Below are 13538 nucleotides of genomic sequence, written 5' to 3'. Positions count from 1 at the left end.
TTTTCAACAGCAACGTCAAAAGATCGCAGCCTTCGGCAGCTCCTACAGGGAGTCACTCTTTCAACGTGCCTGGAGTCTCAGTCGATGTCCGACACCAACACCCATCCGCCGATCCCGGACTCGGTATCTCCCTACGAATCACTCAACTCGCGAAAACTCCACGATGCCGCCGAACGCGCCCTCGACCACTACCTCGCGCCCGCGCAAATCATGGCCACGCCGTACACCCCCAGCAGCCTGTTCAGCGCCAACCCGCAAGCCGACACCGAAGCCCTGCTGGCCAACGCCTGCGAATCCCTGGCCTCGGCCACGGTGATGCTCGGTGATTTCGCCGGCACGTTGGAGGGGCCGGGGCGCAATACGCTGCTGGGGATTGCGCAGGTGGTGATGCTCGGGGAGTTGGCGGTGAATCAGGCGCTGGATAACGTCGTACCCGCAGAGTGAATAGAAAAAGGGACGATTTATTTGAAGAAAAATAAATCGTCCCTTTTCGTTTAAATCAGGCTGCGCTCAGCAAAGCGCTACTCGTTCAGATCCTTGACCAGATAGTCGGCGACAATCTGCGAAACACCGGTCAATGCGGTGCGCACCAGTTCCGGTTCGGTGCGATAGCGCAGCGGCTCGTAACCGTAGGTGTTGGCGCCGTTAAACGCGGTGATCGGCTCGTTGCGCTGCCAGATCAACTCGTTGCCGCGCTTCATCACGCCGTTCACCGCAATGTTCGGGTAAACCACGCTGCTGAAGCCCTGGGTCAGGGCGAAACCCCAACTGAATACGGTCAATTCAATCTGCGCGTCTGCCGGTTCGTTGTCGCCGACGATTTTGAAGCGGCCGCTGGCGGCGAGTTTTTCTTCGAAGCTCTTTTTCACCAGGTCGCCGAGGTTGATGTTGGCGGTTTCCATGTTGTAGAGGATCGCATCGACGGTCGACATGGAGGCCAGGTCGCCGGCCTTCAAACCGGCGGCGAAACCGGCACCGCCGAGTGCCGCGGTACCGATCTTGCCGGCGCCTGCCGCCAGACCGACGCCGGTACCGACGCCCGCGCCAATGGCGGCACCCCATGCTTGTTCGCGGCCCATGTAGGTCATTTCCCGGGGTTTCCATGACACTGGAAGGATTTTTACCGTGTGAATCTGGCTACGGTATTCAGGCTTGAATTTCTGATTGGCGCATCCGGCCAGGAACAGAACGGCGAACATCAGGACAGCGAACTTCTTCATGAAGGACTCACAACAAGGAACGGATTTGCCGAGGTTGTCGTCCGCATGCAGGAATTCTGAAGGGATGATAGATATTAATGTGCCACTATCGCGGCGATCCAGTCCCGATGCCTGAACCAGAAACGAAAAAGCCCGGACAGCTTTCGCCGTCCGGGCTTTTAAAGTCAAAAGATCGCAGCCTTCGGCAGCTCCTACACGGATCATCTGTAGGAGCTGCCGCAGGCTGCGATCTTTTGCTGTTTAGCGGTTAAATCGCTCCACCAACGAGTACTGCGTATTGGCCGTCTTGGTCAGCTCTTCACTCAGCAACGCCGAATTATGCGCCTGTTCGGAGGTCTGGTCCGCCAGTTCCGAAATGTTGCTGATGTTGCGGCTGATCTCCTCAGCCACCGCACTTTGCTCTTCGGTGGCAGCGGCGATCTGCGTGGTCATGTCGGTGATGTTGGCCACCGCTTCACTGATCCCGACCAGCGCCTGATCCGCTTCCAGTACCCGTGCTACACCTTCTTCGGCCTGGCGATGCCCGGCTTCCATGGTTTGCACGGCGCTCGAAGCGGTTTGCTGCAACTTGGCGATCAGGGCGTGGATCTGCCCGGTGGATTCGCTGGTGCGTTGCGCCAGTTGCCGGACTTCGTCAGCTACCACAGCAAAGCCGCGGCCCATCTCGCCGGCACGCGCGGCTTCAATCGCAGCGTTGAGGGCGAGCAGGTTGGTCTGGTCGGCGATGCCTTTGATCACGTCGACCACACCGCCGATTTCGTCGCTGTCCTTGGCCAATTGGGTGACGGTCAGACCGGTTTCACCGACAACTACGGACAGGCGCTGAATGGCTTCGCGGGTTTCCCCGGCGATGTCGCGGCCGCGACCGGTCAGGCGATTGGCTTCCTGAGTAGCATCAGCGGTGCGCTGCACGTGGCTGGCGACTTCTTGCGTGGTCGCCGCCATCTGGTTGACGGCGGTGGCGACCTGTTCGGTTTCCACGCGCTGGCGTTCCAGCCCGCTGGAGCTGTTGTGCGCCAGCGCGTCGGACTGTTTGGCCTGATCGGTCAGGTGTTCGGCGGTGTCCTGCAGACGGGTCAGGCAGGTTTTCAGGCGTGCTTCCTGGCTGAGGATCGACATTTCCAGACGCGCCTGGGCGCCACGGCTGTCGGTGTACATCTGCGCGATCAGCGGGTCGGAGGTGGTCTGCTCGGCCAGGCGCAGCAGGCGTTTGAGCCCGCGTTGCTGCCATTGCAGGCCCATCAGGCCCAGCGGCACCGACAGACCGGCGGCGAGGGCGAAGCCCCAGTGCGAGTTCAGGCTCGCGCCGATCACGAAGCTCAGTTGGCTGACCAGAATGAACGGCAGCCAGTCCTGCAGCATCGGCAGCCATTTGTCGCTGGAAGGGATCGCTGACTTGCCCTGGTTGATGCGTTGGTAGAGCGCTTCGGCGCGGCGGATCTGTTCGGCGGTGGGTTTGATCCGCACCGACTCGTAACCGACCACCTGATTGCCGTCGAACACCGGTGTGACATAGGCGTTAACCCAGTAGTGGTCACCGGTCTTGCAGCGATTCTTGACAATGCCCATCCATGGCAAGCCTTGTTTCAGTGTGCCCCACATGTGCGAAAACACCGCCGCTGGCACGTCAGGATGACGGACCAGGTTGTGCGGCGCCCGGATCAGCTCTTCACGCGAAAACCCGCTGATTTCGACGAAAGCGTCGTTGCAGTAGGTGATCACGCCTTTGGCGTCGGTTGTGGAAATCAACCGTTGCTGAGCCGGGAAAGTGCGTTCGCGTTGTGTAATGGGCTGGTTGTTACGCATGGTTTTTCAATCCGCAAGGCTTTGAAAGGTTGTCGGCGCTGACAGGCATTTGTTGAAGATTTTTTTCAGAAACATGTACGGCGTCGCAAAATCGCACTTGCTTCAACCGGCCAGCATCGGATAGGTGAACAAGGCAAAATGCAGCAGGTTCAGCCCAAAGTGCGTGATGATCGCCGCAGCCAGGCCACCAAAACGGTAGGCCAGACCATAGCCGAGCCCCGCCAGACCCGCCAGCAACACCCAGTGCCATCCCGCGCCCAGATGCGCCAGGGCAAAGATCAACGAGGCCAGCAGCAGGGCGAGGTTATCGCCGTGGGGCAGGTGCTTGAACAGACGGCTCAAACCGCCCTGTATATAGCCGCGAAACAGCGCTTCCTCGACCAGCGTCACCAGCAGCAGATTGTTCAGCAGCCACAGCCACGCCTGATCGGGCCACTTTGGTGCCCAGGCAATCATCCCGAATAACAACGCGCCACCCAGCGCGAGGACGGCGCTGAATGCCAGTCCGAGCACGCTGGCGCTGACCGTCTTACGCAACGAGCAGGAGGCGACAATCCATGGGCAGGCGAGCAACAGCCAGAAGCCGATCAGCGGCTTGTCCAGATTCAGGAACATGGCGAATGGTACGGCGTCGTCGGTGAAACGCGTCCGCGCGATGGCCCGACCGTTATCGAACCCCGGCAGCCAGTGCAATGCCAGCGACAAGGCGAGAAAGATAAACACCGCGTGCCCGAGCACCCGCGCCACTGGCACCTGCTGCTGGCGCACGGCGAAACCGGTCACCAGCAACAATCCGAGGGAGATCAACGCAAGCCAGCCGAGTTGGCCATAACTCCACGCCAATCCATAACCGAGGCCGAGAAGTGCCAGATAGGGCCATGGCAACGCCTTCATCGAAAGTCCTTGTGCAGAATTTTGTGGAACGGCTTTCTACACGGACGGGAGCGTGGGGACAAGTGAAGGTGAGGCGGGATGTGGGGACAGAGAGCAAACCTGAGATCAACTCGATCCCCTGTAGGAGTGAGCCTGCTCGCGATCGCGGTGCATCAGTCAAATAATTGTTGGCTGACACACCGCGATCGCGAGCAGGCTCACTCCTACAGGGTTTTGTGTTTGGAGGAGGATCAGCGCAAATCCAGCCTCGCCGCCGCGCGCTCAGTGATTTCGGTGCGTAATTCAGACACAGATCCCAATGTGGGAGCGAGCTTGCTCGCGAAAGCGCTGGATCAGACAACATTCATGTCGCCTGACACGCCCCCTTCGCGAGCAAGCCCGCTCCCACAGGGATTTGTGTTCCACCATGGGTTTTGTGTTTGACGAGGGATCAGCGCAAATTCAGCCTCGCCGCCGCGCGTTCGGTGATTTCGGTACGCAGTTCAGACGCAGATCCCAATGTGGGAGCGAGCTTGCTCGCGAAAGCGCTGGATCAGACAACATTCATGTCGCCTGACGCGCCCCCTTCGCGAGCAAGCCCGCTCCCACAGGGATTTGTGTTCCACCCTGGGTTTCGTGTTTGACGAGGGATCAGCGCAAATCCAGCCTCGCCGCCGCGCGCTCGGTGATTTCGGTACGCAGTTCAGACGCAAATCCCAATGTGGGAGCGGGCTTGCTCGCGAAAGCGCTGGATCAGACAACACTCATGTCACCTGACACGCCGCCTTCGCGAGCAAGCCCGCTCCCACAGGGATTTGTATTCCACCATGGGTTTTGTGTTTGGTAATGGATCAGCGCAGATTGAGCCTCGCCGCTGCGCGCTCGGTAATGTCCGTGCGCAGTTCAGACGCAGATCCCAATGTGGGAGCGGGCTTGCTCGCGAAAGCGCTGGATCAGACAACATTCATGTCGCCTGACACGCCGCCTTCGCTGGCAAGCCAGCTCCCACAGGGATTTGTGTTCCACCATGGGTTTTGTGTTTGACGAGGGATCAGCGCAAATTCAGCCTCGCCGCCGCGCGTTCGGTGATTTCCGTGCGCAGTTTCAACGAAGGCGCAGCGCGCAGGCGGGCCTCATCCACGATAGCGTTCGGTGCGGTATCCGGGCTGCCCGACTCAAACGGCGGCGCCGGCGCATATTCCAGTTGCAGTTGAGTCAATTGCGCCGCCTCGCCCCCGACCAGCTCTTCGGCCAGCACCAGGGCAAAATCGATCCCCGCGGTAATCCCGCCACCGGTAAACAGATTGCCGTCGCGTACCACCCGATCCTGCACCGCGATCGCCCCCAGTTTCGGCAGTAACTCGTGATAAGCCCAATGCGTGGTGGCGCGTTTGCCGCGTAGCAAGCCAGCGGCGCCAAGCACCAGCGAACCGGTGCACACCGACGTCACATACTTCGCCTGCGCCGCCTGACGCTGGATGAAGGCCAGCGTCTGCTCGTCCTCCATCAGCGCGCCGACCCCGGCGCCGCCGGGCACGCAGATCACATCCAGATCCGGGCAGTCGTCGAAAGTGGTGGTCGGTTTCAGCAGCAGGCCGGTGCTCGCGGTGACCGGCACGAGATCCTTCCAGATCAGGTGCACCTGCACATCCGGCAGCGAAGCCAGCACGTCATAAGGGCCGGTGAGGTCCAGTTGCTGCACCTGGGGGAACAACAGAAAACCGATCTGCAACGTCATGGGGTATTTCTCCATTCGAGGGGGTGGACGGCTTCACTGTAGGCGCGTAGGTTCTGGCGCATACGCCAATCAACCCACGAATTACGCCAAATGCCGAAAACCATTCACGTACTCGCCTTTGCCAACGTGCAGATCCTCGACGTCACCGGGCCGCTGCAAGTGTTCGCCTCGGCCAACGACCTTGCCCGCCAGCGCGGCTTGCCTGTGCCGTATGCGCCGTCGGTGATTGCCCGCGAGGGCGGGGCGGTGATGTCGTCGGCGGGGCTGGCGCTGCTCGCCGAACCGCTGCCGCAGGCGGCCAGCGACACCTTGATCATCGCTGGCGGCTGGGGCATTTACGCGGCGGCCGAGGACTTGGCGCTGGTGAACTGGGTGCGCGAACACGCGACAGGCTGCCGCCGCGTGGCTTCCGTGTGTACCGGTGCTTTTCTGTTGGCCGCCAGCGGCTGGCTCGACGGCCGCCGCGTGGTCACCCACTGGACCCGTTGCGAGCAGCTGGCGCAGCAGCACCCCAAGCTGCAGGTCGAAGCCAATCCGATCTTCATCAACGACGGCCCGGTCTGGACCTCGGCGGGTGTCACCGCAGGCATCGATCTGGCACTGGCAATGGTCGAACAGGACCTGGGCCGCGACATCGCCCTCGACGTCGCCCGGCATCTGGTGGTGTTTCTCAAGCGCCCGGGCGGGCAATCGCAATTCAGCGTGACCCTGGCCCTGCAAAATCAGGGCAATCGTTTCGACGAGCTGCACGCCTGGATCGCCGAAAACCTCACCTGCGACCTCGGCGTGCCAACCCTGGCCGAACAGGCCGGCATGAGCGAACGCAGTTTCGTCCGCCACTACCGCGCCGACACCGGCCAGACCCCGGCCCGCGCCATCGAACTGATCCGCGTCGAAACCGCGCGGCGCCTGCTCAGCGACAGCGGCTTGCCGGTGAAACGCATCGCCGCCCATTGCGGCTTTGGCAGTGAAGAGACATTGCGCCGCAGTTTTCTGCGGGCAGTCGGGGTGACGCCGCAGGCGTATCGGGAGCGGTTTTCGCTCAGTGCTGAAGCAGATCCAGTAATGCCTTGAGGGTTTGTTGCGGCGCTTCCTCGGGAATGTTATGGCCGACACCGGACAGCACACGCCTCTCATACGGGCCCGTGAAATGCGAAATGTCGTCATCTTCCTCCGGCGCCGGGCCGACACCGTCGTCGGCACCGCACAATGAAACAGTCGGCACGCTGATCGGCGGTTGCCGGATCAACGCGTCCTCCATCCATTGCAACGCCGGATCGCCCGGTGCGTACATGAAGCGATGGCGGTACGAGTGAATAACCACGTCGACGAAGTCCGGGTTGTCGAAGGCTGGCGCGGTCAGCGGATACCGTTCGGCGCCGCGGCTCCAGGTCGGCGACCACAGTTTCCAGAGCAACTCACAAAATGCCTGGCGATGTTGCGTCAGACCTTCGACGCCGCGCGGGGTATGGAAGTAGTACTGATACCAGAGTCGATGCTCGGTCTGCGGATCCAGTGGTCGGGTTGAATTGGCGATGTCCTGCAGGTTGTAGCCATCCCCGGTGACCAACCCGCGTACCCGCTCGGGAAACAGCGCCGCCACAATGCACGCCGCCCGACCGCCCCAGTCGTAACCGCAGAGTGTGGCCTGCTCGATACCCAGCGCATCCATCAGATCCAGCAGGTCTTGAGCGAGTGCCGCTTGCTGGCCGGAGCGCATGGTTTCGGGGCTGTTGAAGCGGGTCGGGCCGTAACCGCGCAGGTACGGGACGATCACCCGATACCCGTGGGCGGCGAGGGCGGGGGCGATTTCGTCGTACGCCCGAGGCGAGTAGGGAAAGCCATGCAGCAATATGACCGCGTCGCCGTTGGACGGGCCGTGCTGTTCAAAGGCAATACTCAAGTTGGCTGTCGCTACACGTTGAATGTCAGACACGGCAGACTCCACAGCTAAGGGCGTCAGGCAACACTAGACCATTCTTTTGTGGTGAGGAAACTTACCCCTGCAGGCCTGCGCAGCAAGCCATTGAGGTATGGGGTCGCTTCGCAACCCAGCGGGAGCAAACTCCCTCGCCACAGGGGAAGCGCCACTGGTCGCGTCCGGTTCTGGTTAACCGAACAGCACCTTCTGCCAATGATCTTCGCCGATGATCGCAATCGGCGTTTTTGATCCTGATCCAGCGTTGCTTCTCAAGCCTCGGCTTGCGCCATCTCATTGAAATACTTGGCCCGATCCGGCGTAAAAGTCACCCGCATCTTCGTCCGCGAACAGGTCAGCGCCCGTTCCTCACCCAGATCGATATCCAGATCCTCTCCACGCAAGCCTTGCCACTGCGCCAGATATTTCAGCGAGCCGTATTTCTCGTTTTTCTTCAGGCTGCGACTGACGCCACCTTTCCAGCCAAGTACCGGCAGTTCGCCGGCGAGGCATTGTTGGGCGAGGGCGGGGAAGCGGGCGGCGCGCTGGCGGCCGATTTCCCAGCATTTGATTAGGCCCTTGTCGGCGGCGTCCCAGAGCTGGGTGCGGGTCAGGCCGGTGCGCAGGGGCGTGGCGATGAGGCGGTGGACGTGCAGGGTCATTCTGGTTCCTTGAATTCGGGTTTTATTGGACAGCTCCGCTGTGCCCGTTGCGATGGATGGTAGGTGGGGATGTAACAGCTGGCAACAGGGTATTTCAGGGTGTAAGTGCGAGTTGCGGGGGAGGGATCAGCGAGCGGTTGTTTAAAGTAAACAGCCACTGAAGGACACCATCTGTGGTGAGGGGATTTATCCCCGATCGCCTGCGCAGCAGGCGCAAAGTCAGGCAGCACGGGATTTGCCGGGTCAGTTACAGAGCCAGAAGCGGGGCTGCTGCGCAGCCCATCGGGGATAAATCCCCTCACCACAGCTGTTTATTTCTGTGTAGGCGTTAGCGCCGCCAGGTGCGAGAAAACCGTAGATTTCCTACGCACTCTGACGAACTTACGGCTGCCACTCACTCTTCTCCCCACTCAACCGCCGATCAAGAAAGCTCGCCGCACTGATCAGCGCCAAATGGGTCAGCGCCTGTGGGGTATTGCCCAGATGCCGGCCATGGCTGTCGAACTCTTCGGCGTACAGGCCCAGCGGGTTGGCATAGCGCAGCAGCTGTTCGAACTCCAGATGGGCCTTTTCCACCTGACCGGCGCGGGCCAGGCATTCGACGTACCAGAACGAGCAGGCGGCAAACGCGCCTTCGGTGCCGGTCAGGCCATCGATGTTGCTGTCTTCGTTGCGATAGCGATAGACCATGCCGTCGCGCACCAGCGTCTTTTCGATGGCTTCCAGGGTCGACAGCCAGCGCGGGTCCTTGGCGCTGACGAAACGCACCAGCGGCATCAGCAGCATCGAGCCGTCGAGCGCGGTGCCGCCCTTGTACTGGACGAAATGCCCGCGTTCCTCATCCCAGAAGTTGTCCCAGATGTCCGCATAGATCGCCTGACGGGTCTGATCCCACTGGGCGAACGGCGCCGGCAGCGAACGTTTCGAGGCGAGGCGAATCGCCCGGTCCAGCGCCACCCAGCACATCAGTCGCGAGTGCAGAAAGTGGTGCTGCTCGCCGCGCATTTCCCAGATTCCCACATCCTTGGTCTGCCAGGTCTCACATACCTGATCGACCACTTCGCGCACGTGTTTCCAGCCTTCGTGGGAAATCGCGTCGCCGTATTTGTTGACCAGATACACCGCGTCCATCAGCTCGCCGAAAATATCCAGCTGGATCTGGTCATAGGCGCCGTTGCCGATGCGCACCGGTTGCGCGCCGCCGTGACCGGCCAAGTGGGTAAGCTCGGTTTCCGGCAATTCCTGACGGCCATCGATGGCATACAGAATGTTGAGTTTGGTTGGCTGACCGCAGCAATCGCTGACCCGCCCGCGCAGCCAGCTCATGTAGGCGTTGGCCTCGCTGACGAAGCCCAGGCGCATGAACGCGTAGACGGTGAACGAAGCGTCGCGGATCCAGGTGTAGCGGTAATCCCAGTTGCGCTCGCCGCCGGGCGTTTCCGGCAGACCGAACGTCGCGGCCGCGAGGATCGCGCCGTGTTTGCGCGAGGTCAGCAGCTTCAGCGCCAGCGCCGAGCGATTGACCATCTCGCGCCAGCGTCCGCGATAGTTGGACTGGCGGATCCAGTCGCGCCAGAACTTCAGCGTGCGTTCCATGCACAACTCCCCGGCGCCTTTGGCAAAACGCGGATCGTCGCTGGCGCCGAGCATGAAGGCGGCGGTTTCGTTGTGTTCAAGCGTGAAGTGCGCGACGGCGACCTGCGCCTCCACGCTCAAGGGCTGATCCGACGCCAGGCGCAGCGCAGGCTGACCGTCGGCGCTGAACACCACCTCCTGCTGATCCATCTGCGCCTGCGTGTTGGCACGGGCGTAATCGTGACGCACCGCGCAGCGCATATGGAACGAGGCCCGACCGCTGACCACCCGCACCCGTCGCATCAGCAGCGGCAGGGCATCGTCGTTGTCGCCGATCGGCAGCAGGTCGGTAATTTCCACCACGGCATTGTCACTAAGCCAGCGGGTTTGCAGGACGTTGGTGTCCGGCAGGTAGATCTGCTCGCGACGGGCATCGGGCAGGTCCGGGGCCAGTTGGAAAATCCCGGCGTCGGGGCTGTCCAGCAGCGAACAGAAGATCGACGGACTGTCGAATTCCGGCCAGCAGAAAAAATCCACGCTGCCCTTGTCGTTGACCAGCGCCGCACTGCGCAGATCGCCGATGATGCCGTGGGCGCCGATCGGGCTTTGTCGTTCGTCGTGATGCTCAGCCATTGCCACGGAACTCCGGATAAAGACTCATGCCGCCGTCGATGAACAGGGTGGTGCCGACGATGTAATCAGCCAGATCGGAGGCGAGGAACACCACCGCGTTGGCCACGTCCTCGACATCGCCGATGCGCCCATAGGGGATCAACTCCAGCAGCTTTTGCCCGGCTTCACCCTCGGTGGCCTCAGCGTTGATTGGCGTGCGAATCGCCCCCGGGGCAATGCTGTTGATCCGGATTTTCTGCTCGCTGACTTCCTGCGCCAGACTCTGCATCAGCAGATCCACTCCGCCCTTGGACGCCGCGTAATTGACATGCCCGGCCCACGGAATGCGCTGGTGCACCGAGCTCATGTGAATGATCTTGCCGGCCGCGCGCGAGACACCTTCGCGCACGCCCTGGCGATTGAAAATCCGCAATGCGGCGCGGGCGCAGAGGAACTGGCCGGTGAGGTTGACGCCGATCACGGTGTTCCAGTCCTCCAGCGTCATGTCCACCGCCGGCGCATCCTTCTGCAGGCCGGAATTGGCCACCAGAATGTCCAGCGAACCAAAGGCATCAAGGGCTTCGGCGAACAGCCGTTCGACCTCATCCTCCTTCGACACATCGGCGCCAATCGCGATGGCCTGGCCACCGTCGGCGATGATCTGTCGCGCCAGGGCTTCGGCAGGCTCGGCCTGGCGGTTGTAATGAATCACCACCGCCGCACCGGCAGCGGCCAGCGCTTTGGCGGCGGCGTAACCGATGCCGGAGCTGGCGCCGGTGATCAGGGCTACTTGTCTGGCGAGGGAAATCTGCATGCGAATCGTGCCTTGAGTGAGGGCCTGATCAGCTGACTGGTCGTGCCATATGAGAGTTCAGTGGCGAAGAGCAAAAGATCGCATTACCTGTAGGAGCTGCCGCAGGCTGCGATCTTTTGATCCTCAACGCTTTCACATTCCTGCAACAATTCCTCGCTTCCCCGCCACCCGACCCTATGGCAACTTGGCGGCCCCTGATGAGGCGGCAACCCATGGCAAACCCCTACCGCGAATTGTTCAACGCCCCCGGTGCGCGAAATTTTGTGCTCGCCGGGATGCTCGCGCGCATGCCGATTTCCATGACCGGCATCGGCCTGATCACCATGCTCTCGCAACTCAAGGGCGGTTACGCGCTGGCCGGTGCGGTGGCGGCGACGTTCGCTCTGGCCACGGCGTTTTGTGCGCCGCAGGTGTCGCGGCTGGTCGATCGTTTCGGTCAGGGCAGGGTGCTGCCGCTGTCGGCGTTGCTTGGTGGCGGCGGGTTGTTGCTGTTGCTGGTGTGCACGCGCTTGCAGGCGCCGACCTGGACCCTGTTCATCTTCGCCGCACTGGCCGGTTGCATGCCGAGCATGTCGGCGATGGTGCGGGCGCGTTGGACCGAAATCTATCGTGGTCAGCCGCAATTGCAGACCGCGTACGCGCTGGAGTCGGTGCTCGATGAAGTCTGTTTCATCGTCGGTCCGCCGCTGTCGGTGGGCTTGTGCGTGGTGGCGTTTCCCGAGGCCGGGCCGTTGGCGGCGCTGCTGGCGCTAGCGCTCGGCGTGACGGCGTTTGTCGCGCAGCGCAGCACCGAGCCGCCGGTGCATGCGCAGGAATCGCAGCACCAGGGTTCGATCATTGGTTCGACCGATGTTCAATGGTTGCTGGCGTTGATGCTCGCCATGGGCGTGATCGTTGGTGTAGTCGATGTGGTCAGCGTCGCGTTCGCCCAGCAACAGGGCCAGCCGGCAGCGGCGAGCATCGTGCTGTCGGTGTACGCCATCGGTTCCTGTCTGGCCGGGATCGCCTTCGGTGCGATGCGCTCGAAACTGCCGTTGCCGCGGCTGTTTCTGTACGGCGGCATCGCCACCGCTGTGACCACCCTGCCGCTGTTGCTGGCGAGCAATATTTTCGGACTGTCGCTGGCGGTGTTCGTCGCCGGGCTGTTCTTCTCGCCGACGCTGATCGTGGCCATGGCGCTGGTCGAGCGCATCGTCCCGCCGGCGAAACTCACTGAAGGCCTGACCTGGCTGGTGACCGGCCTGAGCATCGGTGTGGCGCTGGGGGCGGCGGGCTCCGGCGCACTGGTGGATGCCTTCGGCGCGCGCAGCGGTTTCTGGCTGGCGATTGTCGCCGGGGCGGTGGTGCTCGGTTCGGCAGTACAGAGTTTCCGCTATCTGAAATAAGTGTTGCCGGGTTGCCGGGCTAATTTGTGCGAGGGGGTCTTCGTTCATTTAGACAGACAACTTTTCGAGGTGACCCCCGGTGACTCAGCTGACCTTGCTGTGCCTTCCTTATTCGGGCGCCAGCGCCATGGTCTACAGCCGCTGGCGGCGCAAACTGCCGCAGTGGCTGACGCTGCAACCGCTGGAGCTGCCGGGACGCGGCGCGCGCTTTGGCGAACCGCTGCAAACCGACATGCGCACGCTGGCCCGGCAACTGGCCGCCGAGCTGCAACCGACGTTGCGCGCGCCGTACGCGATTTTCGGCCATAGCCTCGGCGCCTTGCTCGCCTGCGAACTGGCGCATGCCTTGCGCGCGCTGGGCCTGCCGGAGCCGGTGGCGCTGTTCGCCTCGGGCACTGCCGCGCCGACCATGCGCAGCGACTACGACCGCGGTTTCGCCGAGCCGAAAACCGACGCCGAACTGATCGAGCAGCTGCGCACCCTCAACGGCACCAGTGAAGAGGTGCTGGCCAGTGCCGAGCTGATGAGCCTGACCTTGCCGATCCTGCGCGCCGATTTTCTGTTGTGCGGCACGTTCCGCCCGATTCAGCGTGCGCTGCTCAAATGCCCGATCCACGTACTGGGCGGCACCACCGACCGCGCCACCACCGAACAACTGATCGGCTGGAGCCAGGAAACCCTCGGCAGCTTCTCCGTGGACATGTTCGCCGGCGGGCATTTTTTCCTGCATGAGCATGAAGCGCGGGTGCTGAAGCTGATCAAGGATCAACTGGATGTGCATCATCGCCGGCATGCCATGGCTGCAACCGCCTGATCGCCGAATCCTTGTGGGAGCGGGCTTGCTCGCGAAAGCGGCGTGTCAGTCGACATCTTAAGGACTGACACGCCGCTTTCGTCGGATCGCCGCCCGGAGCAAGCCCGCTCCCACATTTGAT

12 protein-coding genes are annotated in these 13538 nt (G+C 62.0%); 4 read left to right on the top strand and 8 right to left on the bottom strand.

Going from position 1 to position 13538, the window contains the following annotated elements; translation table 11 throughout:
• Positions 1-84 precede the first annotated feature (84 nt).
• Positions 85-444, top strand: coding sequence for a DUF6124 family protein (locus ACXR0M_RS25505; protein ID WP_458834393.1), 360 nt, complete (start codon positions 85-87; stop codon positions 442-444).
• A 77-nt stretch (positions 445-521) separates the two neighbouring features.
• On the opposite strand, the gene ACXR0M_RS25500 is transcribed toward ACXR0M_RS25505, so the two are convergent.
• From ACXR0M_RS25500 to inhA, 4 genes are all read right to left on the bottom strand, one after another.
• The gene (locus ACXR0M_RS25500; RefSeq protein ID WP_458834392.1) at positions 522-1220 is read right to left on the bottom strand and encodes a hypothetical protein; all 699 of its coding nucleotides are present in this window, start codon (positions 1218-1220) and stop codon (positions 522-524) included.
• A gap of 240 nt (positions 1221-1460) precedes the next feature.
• A complete protein-coding gene (locus ACXR0M_RS25495) occupies positions 1461-3026 on the bottom strand; it encodes a methyl-accepting chemotaxis protein (protein ID WP_458834391.1) in 1566 nt (521 codons plus the stop codon).
• Positions 3027-3128: 102 nt separating this feature from the next.
• Positions 3129-3920 carry a lysostaphin resistance A-like protein gene (locus ACXR0M_RS25490; RefSeq protein WP_458834390.1) on the bottom strand — a complete coding sequence of 264 codons (792 nt, stop codon included), beginning with the start codon at positions 3918-3920 and terminating at the stop codon, positions 3129-3131.
• Positions 3921-4950: 1030 nt separating this feature from the next.
• Complete coding sequence (gene inhA, locus ACXR0M_RS25485) at positions 4951-5637, bottom strand: isonitrile hydratase (protein WP_458834389.1); 687 nt, start codon at positions 5635-5637, stop codon at positions 4951-4953.
• 90 nt (positions 5638-5727) lie between these two features.
• Between inhA and ACXR0M_RS25480 the strand changes: the two genes are divergently transcribed.
• Positions 5728-6711, top strand: a complete 984-nt coding sequence (locus ACXR0M_RS25480; protein ID WP_458834388.1) for a GlxA family transcriptional regulator — start codon at positions 5728-5730, stop codon at positions 6709-6711.
• On the opposite strand, the gene ACXR0M_RS25475 is transcribed toward ACXR0M_RS25480, so the two are convergent.
• From ACXR0M_RS25475 to fabG, 4 genes are all read right to left on the bottom strand, one after another.
• Entirely contained in the window at positions 6680-7573 is an 894-nt protein-coding gene (locus tag ACXR0M_RS25475) for an alpha/beta fold hydrolase (RefSeq protein ID WP_458834387.1), read from the bottom strand. The two genes, ACXR0M_RS25480 and ACXR0M_RS25475, sit on opposite strands and share 32 nt — an antisense overlap.
• 254 nt (positions 7574-7827) lie before the next feature.
• Positions 7828-8217 (bottom strand): hypothetical protein, encoded by a 390-nt coding sequence (locus ACXR0M_RS25470; protein WP_458834386.1) that lies wholly within the window; start codon positions 8215-8217, stop codon positions 7828-7830.
• Positions 8218-8598: 381 nt separating this feature from the next.
• The gene (locus tag ACXR0M_RS25465) at positions 8599-10425 is read right to left on the bottom strand and encodes a glycoside hydrolase family 15 protein (RefSeq protein WP_458834385.1); all 1827 of its coding nucleotides are present in this window, start codon (positions 10423-10425) and stop codon (positions 8599-8601) included.
• On the bottom strand, positions 10418-11218 hold the full coding sequence (gene fabG / locus ACXR0M_RS25460; RefSeq protein WP_458834384.1) for a 3-oxoacyl-ACP reductase FabG: 801 nt from the start codon (positions 11216-11218) through the stop codon (positions 10418-10420). Before fabG ends, ACXR0M_RS25465 begins: the two co-directional genes overlap by 8 nt.
• A gap of 212 nt (positions 11219-11430) precedes the next feature.
• Here fabG and ACXR0M_RS25455 point away from each other — a divergent pair, with 212 nt between their 5' ends.
• Together ACXR0M_RS25455 and ACXR0M_RS25450 are read left to right on the top strand one after the other, a co-directional pair.
• A complete protein-coding gene (locus ACXR0M_RS25455; RefSeq protein ID WP_458834383.1) occupies positions 11431-12603 on the top strand; it encodes an MFS transporter in 1173 nt (390 codons plus the stop codon).
• A gap of 79 nt (positions 12604-12682) precedes the next feature.
• Positions 12683-13417, top strand: a complete 735-nt coding sequence (locus ACXR0M_RS25450) for a thioesterase II family protein (protein WP_458834382.1) — start codon at positions 12683-12685, stop codon at positions 13415-13417.
• The last annotated feature ends 121 nt before the right edge of the window (positions 13418-13538 follow it).

The sequence above is a fragment of the Pseudomonas sp. Eth.TT006 genome (assembly GCF_054456575.1).
This window is presented reverse-complemented; position numbering and strand designations above follow the sequence as displayed.

Excerpts from the sequence above, each read along its gene's own strand:
- ACXR0M_RS25505 (WP_458834393.1), top strand. The coding sequence starts at position 85 with ATGTCCGACACCAACACCCATCCGCCGATCCCGGACTCGGTATCTCCC.
- ACXR0M_RS25500 (WP_458834392.1), bottom strand. The coding sequence starts at position 1,220 with ATGAAGAAGTTCGCTGTCCTGATGTTCGCCGTTCTGTTCCTGGCCGGA.
- ACXR0M_RS25495 (WP_458834391.1), bottom strand. The coding sequence starts at position 3,026 with ATGCGTAACAACCAGCCCATTACACAACGCGAACGCACTTTCCCGGCT.
- ACXR0M_RS25490 (WP_458834390.1), bottom strand. The coding sequence starts at position 3,920 with ATGAAGGCGTTGCCATGGCCCTATCTGGCACTTCTCGGCCTCGGTTAT.
- inhA (WP_458834389.1), bottom strand. The coding sequence starts at position 5,637 with ATGACGTTGCAGATCGGTTTTCTGTTGTTCCCCCAGGTGCAGCAACTG.
- ACXR0M_RS25480 (WP_458834388.1), top strand. The coding sequence starts at position 5,728 with ATGCCGAAAACCATTCACGTACTCGCCTTTGCCAACGTGCAGATCCTC.
- ACXR0M_RS25470 (WP_458834386.1), bottom strand. The coding sequence starts at position 8,217 with ATGACCCTGCACGTCCACCGCCTCATCGCCACGCCCCTGCGCACCGGC.
- ACXR0M_RS25465 (WP_458834385.1), bottom strand. The coding sequence starts at position 10,425 with ATGGCTGAGCATCACGACGAACGACAAAGCCCGATCGGCGCCCACGGC.
- fabG (WP_458834384.1), bottom strand. The coding sequence starts at position 11,218 with ATGCAGATTTCCCTCGCCAGACAAGTAGCCCTGATCACCGGCGCCAGC.
- ACXR0M_RS25455 (WP_458834383.1), top strand. The coding sequence starts at position 11,431 with ATGGCAAACCCCTACCGCGAATTGTTCAACGCCCCCGGTGCGCGAAAT.